General features: G+C 41.2%; 16 protein-coding genes. 9 read left to right on the forward strand and 7 right to left on the reverse strand.

The window, feature by feature from the left end; all coding sequences use genetic code 11:
* Positions 1-23: 23 nt before the first annotated feature.
* Complete coding sequence (ppa, locus tag OCU78_RS12650; RefSeq protein WP_137375171.1) at positions 24-551, forward strand: inorganic diphosphatase; 528 nt, start codon at positions 24-26, stop codon at positions 549-551.
* Positions 552-606: 55 nt separating this feature from the next.
* On the opposite strand, the gene OCU78_RS12655 is transcribed toward ppa, so the two are convergent.
* From OCU78_RS12655 to tamA, 4 genes are all read right to left on the reverse strand, one after another.
* A complete protein-coding gene (locus OCU78_RS12655; RefSeq protein WP_137375170.1) occupies positions 607-966 on the reverse strand; it encodes a DUF2799 domain-containing protein in 360 nt (119 codons plus the stop codon).
* 65 nt (positions 967-1031) lie between these two features.
* Positions 1032-1382 carry a gamma-glutamylcyclotransferase family protein gene (locus tag OCU78_RS12660; protein ID WP_137375169.1) on the reverse strand — a complete coding sequence of 117 codons (351 nt, stop codon included), beginning with the start codon at positions 1380-1382 and terminating at the stop codon, positions 1032-1034.
* 54 nt (positions 1383-1436) lie between these two features.
* Positions 1437-5210 (reverse strand): autotransporter assembly complex protein TamB, encoded by a 3774-nt coding sequence (gene tamB, locus OCU78_RS12665; protein WP_137375168.1) that lies wholly within the window; start codon positions 5208-5210, stop codon positions 1437-1439.
* Positions 5207-6934, reverse strand: a complete 1728-nt coding sequence (gene tamA / locus OCU78_RS12670; protein ID WP_137375167.1) for an autotransporter assembly complex protein TamA — start codon at positions 6932-6934, stop codon at positions 5207-5209. Before tamA ends, tamB begins: the two co-directional genes overlap by 4 nt.
* A 326-nt stretch (positions 6935-7260) precedes the next feature.
* Between tamA and msrA the strand changes: the two genes are divergently transcribed.
* Positions 7261-7896, forward strand: a complete 636-nt coding sequence (msrA, locus tag OCU78_RS12675; RefSeq protein WP_137375225.1) for a peptide-methionine (S)-S-oxide reductase MsrA — start codon at positions 7261-7263, stop codon at positions 7894-7896.
* Positions 7897-8027: 131 nt separating this feature from the next.
* On the opposite strand, the gene OCU78_RS12680 is transcribed toward msrA, so the two are convergent.
* Entirely contained in the window at positions 8028-8228 is a 201-nt protein-coding gene (locus OCU78_RS12680; protein WP_137375166.1) for a DUF1107 family protein, read from the reverse strand.
* Between the two features lie 245 nt (positions 8229-8473).
* Here OCU78_RS12680 and OCU78_RS12685 point away from each other — a divergent pair, with 245 nt between their 5' ends.
* The 7 genes from OCU78_RS12685 (at position 8474) to OCU78_RS12715 (ending at position 14208) form a co-directional block, all read left to right on the forward strand.
* Positions 8474-9025, forward strand: a complete 552-nt coding sequence (locus tag OCU78_RS12685; protein ID WP_137375165.1) for a YtfJ family protein — start codon at positions 8474-8476, stop codon at positions 9023-9025.
* A gap of 90 nt (positions 9026-9115) precedes the next feature.
* Positions 9116-9406 (forward strand): DUF2607 family protein, encoded by a 291-nt coding sequence (locus OCU78_RS12690; protein ID WP_137375164.1) that lies wholly within the window; start codon positions 9116-9118, stop codon positions 9404-9406.
* A gap of 38 nt (positions 9407-9444) precedes the next feature.
* Complete coding sequence (zrgA, locus tag OCU78_RS12695) at positions 9445-10296, forward strand: zinc uptake protein ZrgA (RefSeq protein ID WP_137375163.1); 852 nt, start codon at positions 9445-9447, stop codon at positions 10294-10296.
* A gap of 105 nt (positions 10297-10401) precedes the next feature.
* Positions 10402-11109: an ABC transporter ATP-binding protein gene (locus OCU78_RS12700; protein WP_137375162.1), complete on the forward strand. Its 708-nt coding sequence runs from the start codon at positions 10402-10404 to the stop codon at positions 11107-11109.
* A complete protein-coding gene (locus OCU78_RS12705; protein ID WP_137375161.1) occupies positions 11106-12365 on the forward strand; it encodes an ABC transporter permease in 1260 nt (419 codons plus the stop codon). Before OCU78_RS12700 ends, OCU78_RS12705 begins: the two co-directional genes overlap by 4 nt.
* 14 nt (positions 12366-12379) lie before the next feature.
* The gene (locus OCU78_RS12710) at positions 12380-12928 is read left to right on the forward strand and encodes a DUF3299 domain-containing protein (protein WP_137375160.1); all 549 of its coding nucleotides are present in this window, start codon (positions 12380-12382) and stop codon (positions 12926-12928) included.
* 359 nt (positions 12929-13287) lie between these two features.
* Positions 13288-14208, forward strand: a complete 921-nt coding sequence (locus tag OCU78_RS12715; RefSeq protein WP_137375159.1) for a TIGR03899 family protein — start codon at positions 13288-13290, stop codon at positions 14206-14208.
* Positions 14209-14381: 173 nt separating this feature from the next.
* Here the strand turns inward: OCU78_RS12715 and cysC are convergent, their stop codons facing one another.
* Both cysC and OCU78_RS12725 read right to left on the reverse strand, forming a co-directional pair.
* Positions 14382-15002 (reverse strand): adenylyl-sulfate kinase, encoded by a 621-nt coding sequence (gene cysC / locus OCU78_RS12720; RefSeq protein ID WP_137375158.1) that lies wholly within the window; start codon positions 15000-15002, stop codon positions 14382-14384.
* Between the two features lie 24 nt (positions 15003-15026).
* Positions 15027-16751 (reverse strand): SLC13 family permease, encoded by a 1725-nt coding sequence (locus OCU78_RS12725; RefSeq protein WP_137375157.1) that lies wholly within the window; start codon positions 16749-16751, stop codon positions 15027-15029.
* Positions 16752-16806: the final 55 nt, after the last annotated feature.

Here is a 16806-nt window from a genome sequence, read left to right on the forward strand (position 1 = left end):
TATTTTAACGAAAGGAAATCGTAATGAGTCTAAACTTAGTTCCTGCGGGTCTATCCCTTCCTGATGATCTCTATGTTGTCATCGAAATTCCAGCCAATGCTGACCCTATCAAATATGAAGTTGATAAAGACTCAGGTGCAGTATTTGTTGATCGCTTCATGTCTGCTCCTATGTTTTATCCCTGTAATTACGGTTACGTGAATGACACTTTGTCTTTAGATGGGGACCCTGTAGATGTATTAGTCCCTACTCCCTACCCTCTTATACCGGGTTCTGTCATTCGCTGCCGACCAGTTGGGGTGTTAAAAATGACAGATGAGTCAGGAGAAGATGCGAAAGTATTTGCAGTTCCACACTCAAAGCTATCAAAAGAGTATGACCACATCCAGGATGTTGGGGATATTCCGGAATTATTGAAAGCTCAAATCACTCAGTTTTTTGAACGTTATAAAGAATTGGAAGTAGGTAAATGGGTAAAGGTTGATGGCTGGGCTGACATTGAAGCCGCTCGCGAAGAAATCCTAACGTCGCACAAAAGAGCGCAGCAATAAGAGCTTTGAGAGTAGTAAAAACACTAACCAATGAAGTTTACTACTCTCTTTTTAATTATATTGAAGAACCAAACATTGAGTGTCGCCCTTCATTATAATCACTTTGAAACCAGAAATTGATTTTGTCACAGATACCTAAATATGGTTCACCCTTAACACCTAATATATGGGCATTTTGAGAGCAATACTGTTCGAGACCCAGCTCATAACCTTGTTCATACGCCGTGTATGCATCGCTATCCAAAGCTGACAAAGAACTCGCTCTTACTAGCTGTTTTTCACTTTGCTTCACTTTTCCACTCAGTGCGGTTTCTTCTCCAAAATCCTTCCAATCACTCAAACTGGATAAAGCTGGAAGTGACACTTGAGAGCAACCTACAAGCATCAAGGAGACCGCTAATAATAAAAACTTCATAATCCCTCCATTAAGTAATGATGACTGAATTCGAATACTTAAATCATACTGAGTATAGTTACTATCTAGACCCTTTGGCACCAATCCCCAGAGATGATTTCACTTCCGTTCTGCGAAGTACTTAACTGATAGATATATACCCAAGCAGGACCAAAATCAGTCTGAATGGTTTCTCGGCGATACTCAACTGGGATATCTTCTAGTACATCAAGTTGTTTTAAAACCTCGTCATCCACCATATAGACTTCTCCAGATACCCTCTTCTTTCCAGAAATAATGCCAGGGTATGCGCCAAGGTCATATAAAGCGAATTCAGGTAGAGTTTCAAAGCTCCCTAGTAATTCACTAGAAGAAAGATAATGCGCGTTCGATTGCCCTTTCCTCAAAGTGCCATATACAAAAACGAGATGTTGCATTGACTTCTCCTTACTCTGAAAACCTATTTCTGTACCGCTTTAGATTCAGCTCAATTAATCAAATTCAAATTGGTAGAGCAGATCAACCGCGCTGTCTAAACCAGATACCGCTTCTACATAGAGGTCTTGCATCAAGCGATAGCGCACGGTGAACTCACCTAAGGAGTTAAATATACCTACGCCATATTTCACTTGAAGCCCAGGTAAAATATAACCACTCACTGTTACTTGAGAATCATCACCTGATCCAGCAGTGTCTAGCTGTAAGTCTTGTACACCAAAGGCTTCTCCAATCTCGCCGACTACTTTTCCGCTCTTAGCCAAGCTCAAGCCAATCAACGTCGTTGTCATGGATCCGCCACCAGATTCACCATCTATGTCTTGTCCACGCAGTAAATAAGACAACGCATTTGCTTGAGCCATTACAGGATCCGAATAAATTTCGATCTGCGGTTCAGTTGCAGGACCGGTCACTCGAACACCAGCAGTAACATCATCCTGTGTATTGTCTGGATTTCGAATCGCGTTAATCGTGACATAAGGTTGATCGACGGGTCCATTCATCAAGATCTTACCTTCTTTAATGACCAAGTCTTGACCAAAGGACTGATATGTTCCATCTGCGATATTCACTTCGCCAGTAATAAACGGACCTTTATCTTTCTGTGCAACGTTCAACTTACCGATTAGCCCGCCTTCTAAACCAAAAGCAGCCAATTGGAAGTCATCACCTATTGAGATATTAATATTCGTTTCAACATCAAAAGGAATGCTGTTTGCGGAATCATCAGCTTCTAAATTTTCATTTAAGACCACTTGGTCTTTAGATACACCGACAGCACTTGGTGGCAATTCTTCTACCACAATCCTTCCCCAAGGTAGGCTTATATCACCTGTAATTTTGGCTAACTTAGGAGTGATATCGATGGTCATGTCTGGCACGACTTTAATTTTAACCATAGGCGGTAAGTTTACTTTCAGCTCTTCAGCAAAAATTCGTAGATTCGAGTTCCAATCCTTTAAATCTTGCCAATCACCAGAACCTTCAACTTCCAACTTCCCGTCAGGAGTAATAATGTCAGCATTTACACTGGCGTTGTAACCATCAAAATCCAGTTGAACTTTACCGCTATTGACATCAATAGGCGTGATATCACCTTTTACTTGAATACCATCAACAGAAAATTGACCAAAGACTTGAGGGTGCATAAGCGCCCCTTTTACCGCAATCTCTGACTGAAGTTCAGCCTGTAACAGGCTGTACTGCCCTAAAATTGGCTCTAAGAAATCTAGATTGAATGTGGTGAGCTTAAATTCAGCATCAACCGTCTTATCCTCAATAAGTACGTCGGGTAAAAACAGTTTTCCTGAAATATCACCATTATCTGTCACATCCAGCATCCAGTCTGCGCTTAACTGGTTATCTTTCACTTCGGCATTCAATGCGATGGTTTCCCATCCAATAGTCACTGGCTCACCTAAGTTTTGTATCGCTTTACCTTTAGGTAATATCACCTTAAGCAGAACTTCAGGTGCTGCACCTTCCGCCCATTTGGCATCTGCAGTAGCATTCACCATGCCTTCCACATTCGTGCCTTCAGGGATGTACTGCTTAATTTGGTCAAAGTTAAACTGATTAATAGCCAGCTTCGCTTCTCCAGCCTTACCTACCGTCGCATCCTCAGTCAAACACACGCTTGAGCCCGCTTGAGTCCAACAATGGTTTTGAACCATCACCGACTCTTTATCCACATCAGCTTTAATTGATACAGATTTATCAAGCAACCATGAACCTTGCTCAGAGGTGACTTTCATTCTCTCAAGTGCACCATTCCAAATCATACTTGGCTTTTGTGTTAACTCACCAGAGATTGCCAAGCTGGTTGAGACAATATTGGATACCACATCTAACGTTAACTCATGAGACTTTTCACCACCTTTAACATTTAATTGCACGTTATCGATGGTGTTCTCTTGATAAGCCATGCCTGTCGCCGAGAGGGTTAGATCGGCAGAAGGGTGGGGAAGTGGCGTTACTGAACCAGATAAGACAAGCTTCTCTAATGTCGCTTCATCGTTCCAGTTCACTTGTTCTAAATTAAGTGAAAGATCCGCTTCAGGTTCCATGAATTGACCTGTTAGGTGAATTTCACCTAACAGTTTCCCAGCTAACTCAGGAACACTTTTGGCCAATTCAGGAAAGTTAACCTCAACGTCCATATTCCATGTTTTATCTAATGTTCCTTTTGCGTGTAATGCGTTAGGTCCATGAGATAGAACCAAGCCTTGGGTGGTAATTTTTGGCCCACCCGTAGCTTTTTTATCAGAAGCATTAAGTTGACCTTCAATATTTAATGGATAGTCACGCAAAATACCGTCTATATCTAACATGGGCAGTTCTACCGCCCATCCACCAGCTTCAGTTAATTCACCAGATGTTTGCAGCTTTCCGCTGATGTTCCCTTCTGCATTCGGCCATTGTAAACCTGGCTGAATGTCTTTGAGAGCAATGTCCGCCGTCCAGTTAATTGGAGCCGCCCAATTCGCCATCACTTTACCGCGAACTTCTCCACCTAATGTGCCTAGCGTTAAACTTTCTAAATCTATTTGCTCTAAGGTTCCTTTACCTTTTAAGTCGACAGCAAGATCGGGGATATCTTTTCCGGCAATGTCGGTATCAAGAAGTAACGTGTACCCATCAAGAGAACCACTTGTTTTCAACTGTGCAATATCAACACTGATATCGCTTTTACCTTTCAACGGCCACTGAGCGACACCATTATTCAAGGTTAAATCGAAAGGTAATGTGGGTTCTAAAGGCTGGATATTGCCTGACAGTTCCGCCTGAATAACGTCAGAGAATCTAGAATCAAAGTGTAGTTTGGCAACACTTCCGTTAGCTTGAATGTTCACGGTTTGCCCAGAGATATCCGTTTCTTTGACTAAAGCATCTAGCGATAACTCAATAGGGTAACCGCCTACTAGCTCAACACGAGTCGATAGATTTGCGCTAGCTTGAGGCACATCGAGTTCGAGTGTGGTCACATCAACAACATTGCCACCAATTGTCGCTTCAACACCTAAGTGATTCACGATGACAGGCGCTTCTTGATTTAAAGTAAAACGATTTAGGTCAAACCGCTGCAAAGCTATATTGATTGGGATCCATACTTCAGGCAAAACAATCGGTTGCGGTTCAGATTTCGCCGTTTGACTCTGTGTTTCATCTGCGTTTTCTTTTGTATCCGCACTTTCCGAAGAAGCAAGCTCAACTGACAAGTCATTCAAAACTGTAGGCGCGATCGTCAAGCGATCCCCATTCATTTTAAAAGCAGTTGAAAACAATGCCCAATCCACTTGATTGCCTAAGATATTCAAATTGATATCAGACAGCGCAATACGATTGACCATTATTGGTAAAGGTGTCGCAATAGATTTAGCTGGTGGGGTTTCAGGAGCTGGATCTTCAGTCGGTTCTGGTAAGTCAGATAAAGTGAAATCCAAACCTTGAATAGCAATTTCATCAACACACAGTGCCGGATCTAACAGACATCTTGGGTTGATTGCCAAAGTGACCGTTTCAAGTTTGGTATCGACATGAAGGCTTTCATCTTCGAAAGAAAGATTATGTAGAGTAAATCGAGGAAAAAGTGCGCCTGAGGTTTCAGTAACTCTTAATTGAGGAAGTGCTTTTTCGGCTCCCCATAAAACTAAATTCAACCCAGGGTTCGTAAATAAGATTGTCGCCAAGAAGACAACAACTACTAACAACAGTGAGATGAGTGAAATTGAGCTCCATTTAGCCCACTTTGTCATCACTTTAATCATAACTCAGGTCCTAAAGTGAAATGCACTTGGAATTCATTACCAGGCGTTGCATCGAGACCCCAAGCAAAATCTAAACTAATCGGTCCAACAGGCGAAGCCCAACGAACCCCAACTCCCGTACCTTTTTTCCATTCAGGAGTGTCGTTGAATGCATCACCTACATCAACAAACATGGCTCCCCACCAGTTACCATACACTCGGTATTGATACTCCAAAGTACTGCTTGCGGTAAATTTAGCACCGGTTAAAGCCCCACTAAAATCTTTAGGAGAAATCGATTCGTATCCATAACCACGAATGCTGTTATCACCACCGGCGAAGAATCTTAAGGAAGGAGAAAGAGCATCAAAATCTTCCGCTACGTTCGCCCCCCCCTCTAAACGAGCTAAACCTCGATGGTTCTCTCCAATGCCTCGGATCCAAGTCGTACGCCCTTGAACTCTAAAGACTCGTGTTTCAGACAAAAGAGTATCGTCACCGATTTCCATGGTAATACTCTGTTTATCTCCCCACATAGGCATTGAACCACCACGACTTCGAGTTCGTGAAAAAGAGACACCAGGTAATAAGAACTGGCCAACATCACTTTGTAAACCTTGCTCATAGTTTTCAATAAGATAACGGATAAAAACAGTTCTGTGCCAACCGCTTTCTAATCTCCAGTGTCTCTCGAGGGCTAAATTAGACTCCAAACTTTTAGTATCGCGATTATCTAAATTCTTCATCCCATATTGAATTTGATAATACTCATTGAGAACATCTTCAAGGGGGATTTTATAACTAGCAACCACGGTCTGCTCTGGCTTTGAAATAGAAAGGCTACTATTAAAACTATGCCCGTATTGGTTTAGCCAGGGCTTTTTCCATTTCAACGTTCCTTTCACACCAACATCAGTCGAAAAACCAATACCGGTTTCCAATTGGTTTTTTGATTGTGGTGAAAGTGACACTTTCATAGGTATCTCACGACCTTTACCTAGGTACTCAAGATCCGGCTCAACAAATACAGAAGAGAACCAATCAGTATTCGATAGGTTACTGTTATATTCGCCAACTTTTGACACAAGATAAGGCTCGTTGTCTTCAAATGGTCTTAACGATTCCACTCTATCTTCTTCAATTTGGCTGCCTATGACGTTCGTTTTACCAAAGTGATAGCGAATACCGCTGTCATAATGCAGACGCACATAAGCGCGATTCAGATCCGGTACCACCTCAAGGCGACTAACTAGGTAGCTCCCATCGAAATAGCCTTTCGCTAAAGCCAAGTTTCGAATAGCCGACTTTAATGAATCATAATCGCTATGATTCAGCACGCTACCCTGAGTTAACTTTGTTCTAGCTACAAGCGCTAAAAAATCAGGATCATTTTCGGCTTCACCGCTGATCACAATATCGGCAGTATGAATGAGCATCGGCTCACCAATATCAACCACAACTAAGAGTTCTGAACCGTCATCCGCTGAGGTGAAATCTACAACTGGGTGGTAGTAGCCCAAAGCATTCAATGCTTCATTAATTATCGACTCAATACGCGACTGAAAACGGAGTGATAAAGAGTATTCCTCTTCAGGAATTGCACTCAAATAAGCATCAACATTATCTTGGAGAGCACCATCTAGCCCCTCTATTTCCAAAGAAACATCGGCAAGCGCATTAGCAGAAGCGAATACTGAAGTTGCCAGTATGGCGCTAATCAGAACTGGTAAAGTTTTTCTTATCATGCTTAATTGGTGAGTAAGTTATAAATACGTTAAGAAGTAAGCGAAATAATACCGTTAAAAGACCACTTAGTCTGTAATAAATAAGGTCATATCTCGGTCTAATTTGAGGAGTGAATAAACTTTTAACGAATTAGTGAATTATATCGGAAAACCATTCTTCACTTATAACCTATCAGATTGCGAAATATTGACCAATCATGAACTTATAATCTCACCTTTTGCATGAAATCATATTGAAATGGTGCGACCAAAGGTTATAGATGAATAAATTTGTATTGGCTGATACATGCCAAAACAACGAATCAAAGAGTAGAAAAGGATAAATGATGATTAACAAACAAGACATGGTAACTGCCAATGATGCGCTTGCAGGAAATGAGCAAAAAATTGAAGTAACCGAGCCACATTTTGTCAATCAAACTGACTTAACTAAAGCACCAGAAGGCACTCAGCAGCAAGTGCTACTAGGCATGGGATGTTTTTGGGGAGCTGAACGACTTTTTTGGAACTTAGATGGCGTTGTTTCTACATCTGTTGGTTATGCCGGAGGTTTTACTAAACACCCAACTTACGAGCAAGTATGTACAGCTCAAACCGGTCATACTGAAGTTGTAAGAGTGATTTTTGATAGTCAAAGATTACCACTAAGCCAACTACTACAAACATTTTGGGAACGTCACGACCCTACTCAAGGCATGCAACAAGGCAATGACCGCGGTACTCAATATCGTTCAGCGATTTATACATTTAGCGAAGACCAGCAGAGCATTGCATTACAATCTAAAGATCAATATCAAGCAGCGCTTTCTCAGTCTCTTGGTAATGCCGTGACAACAGAAATCTTACCCGCCGGTCAGTATTTTTATGCTGAAACTTACCACCAGCAATATCTAGCTAAAAATCCAGGCGGCTACTGCGGTCTAGGTGGTACAGGGGTTTGCTTTCCACCGAGCTTAGCGTAACCAAGTAATTAGAAACGGTGACTTCATATCAGATATAAAAATGGCTTCCTCACTGGAAGCCATTTCTTCATACCGAACTTTAAAACCAGATAGCTGAGTATCCAGACAATTTAATGCCTATAGGTAAGAGCTTAAACAGGTAAGCCTGCAATCGTACCATTCACTTCTTTAAAAATAGTCAGCTTTTGTTTGTCTGAAATTTCAGGAAGCAGAACCTTGCCTTGATCGAATCGAAACTCACCGATACCTTCAATAGCAAACTGACCTTTAAACAAAACTTTAACGAAACGTGCCACTTGACGTGGACGGTATGTAGAAAATTCACGGAGCATATACAACCTCAATTCCATTTGGGGTAAAACAGTATTCACTTAGGTGTTCAAATTTACCTTATTTTCAGCTAATTCCTTTAGCGACACCAACATGATCGTGCACCAAGCCAGTATAGCGTACATTATACTCATAGATAACATATCTGCAACACCTTTCTATAGCGCACGATAAGAAAGTTAACAAAGCAATTTTCTAATTTCATATTATACTTCCAAGGCAAACCAACTAGCGGAATAAAAATATAATGAAAAACAAAACTCTACTTACTCTACTACTATCAGCCTCTCCTCTATTCGCCAATGCTCATAACCTTTCTGTTGGCGGCTCAGTCCCAACAGTTGAGGTAAACAGCTACGGCGAAATAATCCTTAAAGAAGGCAATACGGACTACCAAACTTGGTCAACCAATGCTCTCTTAGGAAAAGTTCGAGTCATTCAAGCGATTGCTGGTCGAAGCAGCTCAAAAGAAATGAATGCGCCTTTAATGGCTGCAATTACCGCAGCTAAATTCTCTGAAAATGATTACCAAACGACGACAGTCATCAACCAAGATGATTCCATTTGGGGTACAGGATCGTTTGTGAAATCTTCTGCAGAAGACAGCAAAGAAGAATTTCCTTGGTCATCTATGATTTTGGATGAAGATGGGCAAGTAGCAAGTTCTTGGGCTCTACAAGAAGAAAGCTCTGCGATTATTGTCCAGGATAAACAAGGCAAAATATTATTTGTGAAAGAGGGATCATTGACTGAAACAGAAATTGCCAGCGTGATTTCGCTAATTAAAACCAGTCTATAACAACTTATTACCTTCTTTTTGAAGATCTATCTAAAGGATATTGTTATATTGTAACAATATCCTTTTTGCATCTATGGTACTCATCTCTACATGCGGCATAAACCTCTAGTGACATTACAGCGTGGGAGTTATTTAGCATTAGTACTCGTACTCATGCTGAATTTTGCTGCTATTGCTCATGCTATCGATGATACGCCTCATCACCATTTACACCATCAATGCGAACTCTTTTCTGCTATCCAATGTGGGCTAGCACACACACCTGTTACACTGCCTCAAATAAAACAAAAATTTGAAAATTATCAATCACTTGCGATACAAAAGGTAAAGAGACTTTACTTCGCGTATTTGGCTCGTTCTCCACCAAGCATTATCCGTTAACTTATTACTTTAACTTTTAATTCTTTAGGAAAACTCAAATGAAACGTACTTTAATCTCATTATGTATCGGTCTTGCTGCTTCTCACTCGGTTTTAGCAGAAGAACACTTTCGCTCACACGATGCACATGTTCACGGACATGTGGAAGTTAATATTGCACAAGATAACAATGAGTTATTAATCGAAGTCACGGCTCCTGGTTCTGATGTTGTTGGTTTTGAACACGCACCAAAAACACCAGAGCAAATAAAAGCACTTGAACATGCAACTGCAATGCTTAACCAACCAGAAAGCCTATTCGCTTTTAACAATGCGCAATGTGAGCTTAAATTTAAATCCGTTTCAAATTCATTAGAGCAAGAAGAGCATGAAGGTCATGATCACCATGATGATAAACATGACCATGACGCTCATGAAGGTCACGACCACCATGATGACAAACATGACCACGACGCTCATGAAGGTCACGATCACCACGATGACAAACATGACCACGACGATCATGAAGGTCACGACCACCATGATGACAAACATGACCACGACGATCATGAAGGTCACGACCACCACGATGACAAACATGACCACGACGATCATGAAGGTCACGACCACCACGATGACAAACATGACCTCGACGCTCATGAAGGTCACGACCACCACGATGACAAACATGACCATGACGATCATGAAGGTCACGACCATTCAGAAGGCGGTCACGGTGAATTCACTGTGGAATACCACTATGACTGCTCTGCTATCAACAAACTGGATTCGATCAGTACTCAATGGTTCTCAACGTTCACTAACACAGAATCAATGACTGTTAACTTGCTGACAGATACAAAACAAGTTCAACAGAAACTGACACCAAAACAAGTTAGCTTTCGCTTTTAATCTGGCTATATAGTCTACATTGAAACCGTACAATACTAGCCAAGTAAGTAACCACTTACTTGGCTAGTTATATTGTATTTATTACACCGTTATTTAGGAGCGACTATGTCAGATACAAGCTCACCACTTGTCGTTGAACTCCATGATGTACAATTTCGTTGGAAAGCGGACTTACCTGCCACTCTTGAAATCTCATCATTACAGATCAAGCACCAAGAACACTTGTTCATCAAAGGACCAAGTGGCTGTGGCAAATCAACCCTGCTCGGGTTATTAACCGGTATAAACCAAGCTCAACAAGGACAAGTGACGATTCTCGGGGAAGACCTCACTCAATTATCCCCACGTCAGTGTGATATGTTTCGCGCAGATAACATCGGTTACATTTTCCAACAGTTCAACCTATTGCCATATCTATCAGTAATAGATAACGTCACTTTGCCTTGCCAGTTTTCGAAAGTGCGCAAGCAACAAGTGACAGGTGACCTAAAAAAAACAGCACGAGAACTACTCGATAGATTGCACCTGCCAAAAGGGCTCATGGATAAGCCTGTTATAGAGTTAAGTATCGGACAACAACAAAGAGTTGCCGCAGCTCGAGCTTTGATTGGTCAGCCCAAAATTATTATTGCTGATGAACCAACCTCGGCATTGGATCACGACAATCGAGAGCTCTTTATAGAGTTACTCATGGAACAAGCAAACCAAGCAGGTTCAACGCTTATTTTTGTTAGTCACGACCCGACGTTAGAAAAGCTTTTCAAGCGTAGTATTGATTTAACGACGGTTAATGAAGCGAAGGTAACACTATGAAAGTAATTACTCACTTAGCGTTTAAAAGCGTACTTAACCGTAAAGCGACGGCTATTCTTACAATCTTAACGGTCGCCGTTTCAGTTATTTTACTCTTAGGTGTTGAGCGTGTTAGAACTCAAGCAAAAAGCAGTTTCGCTAATACGATTTCAGGTACTGACCTCATCGTAGGTGGCCGTTCTGGGCAAGTTAACCTTTTGCTGTATTCAGTATTCCGCATAGGTAATGCGACTAATAATATTGACTGGAAAAGCTATGAAGAGTTTAGCCAACATAGAGCAGTGAAATGGGCAGTACCTATCTCACTTGGTGACTCTCATAAAGGCTTCCGCGTCATGGGCACCAATCAGAGCTATTTTGAACACTACCGGTATGGAAGTAAGCAATTACTAACCTTGCAACAAGGTTCTGAGTTCAATAGCCTTTTTGAAACAGTACTAGGGGCTGATGTCGCTAAACAATTAGGCTACAAAATTGGCGATAAAATCACACTTGCTCATGGGCTTAGTGATGTTGCTTTCAGCCGTCATGATGACCTTCCCTTTACTGTTGTTGGCATTATTGCTCCTACAGGCACTCCTGTAGATAAAACCGTTCATGTTTCATTAGAAGCAATAGAAGCAATCCATGTTGGTTGGGAATCAGGGGCAAACTTAGGTTACAAGCCTGATGTAGAAAAACTCAAGGCACATAAATTTGAACCACAGCAAATCACAGCAATGATGCTGGGATTAAATTCCAAAATTCAGACCTTTGCTTTGCAAAGAGAAATCAACACATATCGCCAAGAACCACTGAGTGCCATTATGCCTGGTATTGCCCTTTATGAGTTATGGGGAATGATGGCAGTTGCAGAGCAAGCCCTATTAGTTGTTTCCGGCTTTGTTGTCGTAGCTGGGTTACTTGGAATGTTGAGCAGCTTATTAACTAGCTTACAAGAGCGTCGTAGGGAAATGGCTATCTTAAGAGCTATGGGAGCAAGGCCAAGGCACGTGTTCAGCCTATTGATAAGTGAAGCAAGCGCGCTCACATTCCTAGGTATCATGCTTGGTGTCGCGACTTTATTTGCCTTAATAACAATGACAGCACCAATAATTCAGCAGCATTATGGTATCAACATATCTATATCTGCGATTACATCACATGAATGGCAATTACTTATGCTTGTGCAACTTGCTGGCATTATTATTGGTTTCATTCCAGCATTTCGTGCCTATCGCCAGTCGCTGGCAGATGGTATGACAATTAGAATTTAGTACAGGATTTAACAATGAAGCATAAATTATTGCTACTTATAGGGTTAGTCTTCATCCCTTTTTATAGCGTAGCAAACTCAGGAAGCACATCTGACAGCCAGACGACACAAGAAAGTGATAGCACCATCAGTAATGATGCTTTACTTAATCTTGATTGGATCGACCTGATCCCAGACTCTGAACAATCATTTTTAGACCCATTTGGAATGCCTACGGTTGATCACTCACAAGAAAAACCACAACAATCAAAGCTAGGGGCAATTAGACCAGAGCTTAACGGCAGTAAAGTTAAAATTCCTGGGTTTGTGATTCCATTAGAAGGTGATGCTGACATGATCACTGAATTCTTACTGGTTCCATATTTCGGAGCATGCATCCATGTACCACCACCACCACCGAATCAAATTATTTACGTGAAATTCCCTAAAGGCGCTCCAATACAGGAGTTATGGGATGTGATTTATGTTGTGGGAACACTTAAAACAGAAAGTATCAGCCATGATTTAGCTGAAACAGGATATTTGATCGACGGGATCGAAATTGAAGCTTACGATGACATGTAATTTTTCATAAAATGCTTTATTCATTTTATCGGTATATAGCAAGTTAAACATAAGAAACCATACACATAACAAAATGGTAACTAGCTAGCTTATCTATTTTAAACAATATAGTTAGATAGATAAGCTAGTAAAGCCACATAACTGACCAGGATTAAACCTAATGTGAGCTGCTTCTTCAGCTTATTGTCATTCACTTGACTCATGTTCCCTCCATAATTAACACAACAAATTTAACATTTTATTATCATCACCTGAAGCTAAATTTTGTAATGTCTCTTCCTTGTGACATCAACATCTAGCAACTACGAGAATAAAGAGTTACATTTTAATCAGTTATAGTTTTCCTTTACGGTATTCTTATGTCTGAAAACAAACAACCCGTTGTCATTGAGCACGACAATACAGCTCAAAACGCTTCTCATCATGAAAAAAAGACCTACATAAAAGACAGTGCAAGCCGAGTGCTTAGCATTGCTCAAAGTTTTGGGCTAGATGCTCTGTTCAAGGATTCAGGCAATTCTGCAAAGTCAGAGAGTACCGATAAGTCTTTAATTGAAAGAGCGCTCTTAAGGGAAAAGAAACGTAAAGAACAACGACAAAAGAATTTAGAACAAATTCTTAAGCTCGCGCATTCATCATGCAAAGATGAAACCGCAGGCGATCCTGACCAAGATTGGCTTTACCGCTTCTTCGATATGGCACAAGACATCCATAACACATCAATGCAAAGACTCTGGGCTCAAGTTCTCAAGCGAGAAGTCACCAACCCCGGTTCAACGTCCATGAAAGCATTACAAGCTCTGCAAGACATGACTCCACGAGAAGCTCAGAACCTTCAAAGAGCCGCATCTTTAGCGTGCAGTTTTGGTAGTGATAGCAGCCGAAAATTATTACTTGGCTTTAAAGCTCATGGTGGGATTTTTAGTTTCGGTAAACGCGATACAACCAATACGATCAATCTTGGTGGGCATCAATTGCCATACTCAAGCTTACTGCACTTGATTGAATTAGGGTTAATTCTGGGGACGGAGCTGGAGTCGGGTGAGATTGATTTTGATCCGGCTTTAAACCTTGTTTATCAAGGTAAAACTATGAGTTTACAGCCTATATCAAAGGGCGTGAAACTGATTTATTACCGCTTCAGCCCTACTGGAAATGAGCTATGTAAATTACTCGGTAATAAACCAAACATTCAATATTATGATCAGCTCATTGCTTTATTAAGTCAGAAGTTCACTGTACAAACTGAAGCGAAAAGCAGTGTTCACCACACCGTTTAAACTGACGAAACGAATTGCTTGGATATTAATAAACCAACCGTAGAACTAGGCAAGCACGAAATAAATCAATAAATTGAAGAAGTTAGTTAACTCACCTTTTATTAACTAACTTCGTCTTTTATTTTACTTAGCCTCTTATTTACTCACTTGATAAAGACTCATTTCTCGTTATTTTATGAAGCTAAGACGCCGCGCTCTTTAAGGCTTGCCACACACTGATCGACCAACTCATCTAAGGACTTATCTCCTGCAAGTAAGTCAATTTCAGGGTTTTCAGGAGCTTCATACACAGAGCTGATACCTGTAAAATTCGGGATCTCCCCTGCTCTCGCCTTTTTATACAGCCCTTTAGGGTCTCGCTGCTCGCAGATCTCTAAAGGAGTATTCACGAATACTTCTAGAAACTCACCCTCAGGCAATAAATCACGGACTAGTTTTCGCTCAGCTTGATGAGGGGAAATAAACGCAGATAGAACAATTAGCCCAGCATCTGCCATCAATTTAGCAAGCTCACCAATACGGCGGATATTTTCACGTCGATCTTGTTCTGAAAAACCTAAATCACTGCATAAACCATGGCGAACATTATCACCATCAAGCAAGTAAGTATGGTAACCAAGTTGAGCTAAACGGGTTTCAAGTGCCCCAGCAACAGTAGATTTCCCTGAACCAGATAACCCTGTAAACCAAAGTACAGCTGGTTTCTGTGACTTTATATTTGCTCTAAATTCTTTATCAACCGAGTGTTGGTGCCAAACAATATTCTCATCTTTTGGCTTAAGAGAAGTCGTCATGGTTAGTCCTTTAAGTGAACAACATTAGAATGGAAAAAAGTAAGGGATCAAACTCAATACTAATACCGAATATACAATCGAAATGGGAATGCCAATACGCAAGTAATCCGTTATATGGTAATTGCCAACACTGTATACAAGTAGGTTAGTTTGATAACCATAAGGAGAAATAAAACTGGCACTCGCACCAAATAATACCGCCATAATAAACGGCATAGGATCGACGCCATAACCAACAGCCATACTGTAGCCAATTGGAAATGAAAGGGCAGCAGCAGCATTGTTTGTTACTAACTCAGTCAGTACAAGTGTCATTAAGTAAGTCGCAACCAGAGCACCAAAGACGCCCCAGCCGTTAAATGCTTCCATAAACATCAGCCCCATCCTTTCAGATAAGCCTGATGAAATCATCAATTGTGCTATAGACAGCGCAGAGCCAACAATAACGACAATATCAACAGGAAAACGTCTACGTAACTCACTAAGCTGAACCACTCCGAAAACTACCAGCAGTAATAAGAATACAGCTAAACCTTTAATAATTGGTGCAATGCCAGCAAGTGAAAAACCAATGACAGCAGCAAACCCTAACAGTACAAAAGCAGATTTATCGCCATCAAGCTTGGCACTAGAATCTAAGTCATTCATCAGCACAAATTCTTTGTTGTGTTGCTGACGTTGCTCTTCAAAACGCTTGCCAGGTACTAAAATTAAGGTATCGCCAGCGGCTAAGGTAATATTGCCTAACCCGCCTTCAAGCCTTTCATGTCCACGGCGTATAGCCACAACCACAGCATCGAATTTATCTCTGAACTGACTGGTTTTTAAGGTCTTATTACAAAAGCTTGCAGATGAACTGACTACGACTTCCACAAAGTTTTGACCATTCAAATGGTGCTGCCCAAACAGAGTGAGACCTTGAATTTCTTGCAGTGTCGCAACACTTTCGACATCACCACAGAACAGAAGTCGATCTCTGGCTTGTAAAACAAAATCTGGGTCGATAGATGCGGTCGTTTGCCCATCACGAATCACTTCTGCGAGAAACAGTTTTCTTAATGCTCTTAAATTATTTTCACTCACGCTACGCCCGACCAAAGGAGAACCAGGTTCAACACGTGCCTCTAGAAAATAAGGAAGATCATCTTGCGATCCATCGTCATAGGCAGGCAGTAGATAGCTTAATGGGATAAGGATCAGCACCCCACCCACCAGCACAGCTAAGCCGATCAATGTCGGAGTGAAAAAGTTTAAGCTAGGTAAACCCACATCTTCCACAAAGCTGTTGATGATCAAGTTTGTCGACGTTCCGATCAAAGTCAGCGTACCACCTAGAATAGCGGCGTAAGATAGAGGGATTAATAATTTTGATGGTGCGTGCTGCTGATTGCGTTTGATCGCTCCGATCAATGAAACAACAACCGCAGTATTATTGGTAAAAGAAGAAAGTAACGCTGTGGAAATACCCAACTTTGCTACAACTGTACCTAGCCGACCTTCTGAAATATTACGGCTAACCCAGCTAATTAAGCGAGTTTTCTCCAACGCACTAGACGCAAGAATAAGAAGAATAAGAGTCAGTAAAGATGAATTGGTAAAGTTGGTCGCTAAACTCGTAAGATCAATTAAACCAGCCATAAACGCAATAAATGCGGCACTGGCAAAAATGTAACTAGGCTTAATTCGAGTGACCAGTAGGCAAGTTATGATGCCAAGCAAAATCGCTAATACAAATCCTTGTTCCCACATAAACTTATCCTTAATGGCGGAAGCGAATGCCTCCGCCTATTAGTCTTTAATTCAG

The organism is Vibrio gallaecicus (assembly GCF_024347495.1).
In the GTDB taxonomy this organism is placed as follows: domain Bacteria; phylum Pseudomonadota; class Gammaproteobacteria; order Enterobacterales; family Vibrionaceae; genus Vibrio; species Vibrio gallaecicus.